Below are 1,127 nucleotides of genomic sequence, written 5' to 3'. Positions count from 1 at the left end.
AGCCGAACGCGCCCAGATCCACCGGGTTCGGCAGACGCGTCACCGCGCCCCGGTAGCCGTAGCGGCGCAGCATCTCCTCCATCGCCGCGCCCGGCGCGAGCACCGCGTCCGACGCCGCCGCGAACGCGCTCACGTGGCGCTTCAGCAGCCGACGCGACAGCCGACGCGGCAACCGCGTGTAGTGCAGGTACTCGTGGTACTGCGTGTGCGCCGTGAAGACCAGCGGCACCCCGGTCCTGCGCGCCCAGCGCAGCGCCAGTTGACCCGACAGGAACGGATGCATCGTGTGCAGCACGTCCAGGTCCGCGAGCGGCAACCGCGCCGTCACCGCGACGCTCGGCCACAGCAGCAGCGGATAATCGTCCGGCGCGCCGATCGACGTGGTCGGCAGCCGCCACACACCCTCCTCCCGCGTCCGGTCGCGACGTGGGTGCTCCGGCGCGAACACCCGCACCTCGTGGCCCAGCGCGCGCAACCCACGCACGAAGAGCGCCGTCGACGTCGCCACGCCGTTGCGGGACGGAAGATACGTGGCCGTGACAATACCGATACGCAAAAGGCCTCCTGACGGCCAGTCTAACGTGCGACCCCGCCGAAACCGTCGTGACGACACACACGAGAATGAAAGGGAGAAGACGGGGCGGCTCGCCCGTTCGGGCCTGGGTCGACCTCGCGTCAGTACAGGTCCGGGAGTGGCCGTCCAGCCTTTGGTCTTCGCCGGCCCGTCGGAGGACGGACCCGAGCGGTCGGGTCCTTCTGCCTGGGGCGCCCACGTGTCTCCACAACCTTGGCGGGGCGGCCGCGCCGTTCGGGCCTGGAGCGTCGCCGCGCCTATACTCTTCGTTATGCCGTTGATCATCCCCTGCGTCGACATCCAGTCGGGCCGCGCCGTGCGTCTCTACGAGGGCGATCCCGACCGCGAGACCGTCTACTTCGACTCGCCCGTGGAGGCCGCGCGTCACTGGGTGTCGCTCGGCGCGGGCCTGCTGCACCTCGTGGACCTCGACGCCGCCACCGGGCGCGGCGAGAACCGGGACGTCATCGCCGAGATCGTCCGCGCCGTGGACGTACCCGTCGAGGTGGGCGGCGGCGTCCGCGACGAGGCCGCCGCGGACGCGCTCCTCGCG

2 protein-coding genes are annotated in these 1,127 nt (G+C 71.4%); one reads left to right on the top strand and one right to left on the bottom strand.

Features of this window, described 5'->3' with window-relative positions:
* A partial coding sequence (locus DEIPI_RS29725; RefSeq protein ID WP_157463584.1) for a glycosyltransferase occupies positions 1-556 on the bottom strand: 556 nt, incomplete at its 3' end.
* A gap of 289 nt (positions 557-845) precedes the next feature.
* Between DEIPI_RS29725 and DEIPI_RS29720 the strand changes: the two genes are divergently transcribed.
* Positions 846-1,127 (top strand): HisA/HisF-related TIM barrel protein (locus DEIPI_RS29720; RefSeq protein ID WP_045233952.1); only part of this gene is annotated, 282 nt, incomplete at its 3' end.

Origin of the sequence: Deinococcus pimensis DSM 21231, assembly GCF_000519345.1 — a bacterium.
GTDB classification, from domain to species: Bacteria; Deinococcota; Deinococci; order Deinococcales; family Deinococcaceae; genus Deinococcus_A; species Deinococcus_A pimensis.
This window is presented reverse-complemented; position numbering and strand designations above follow the sequence as displayed.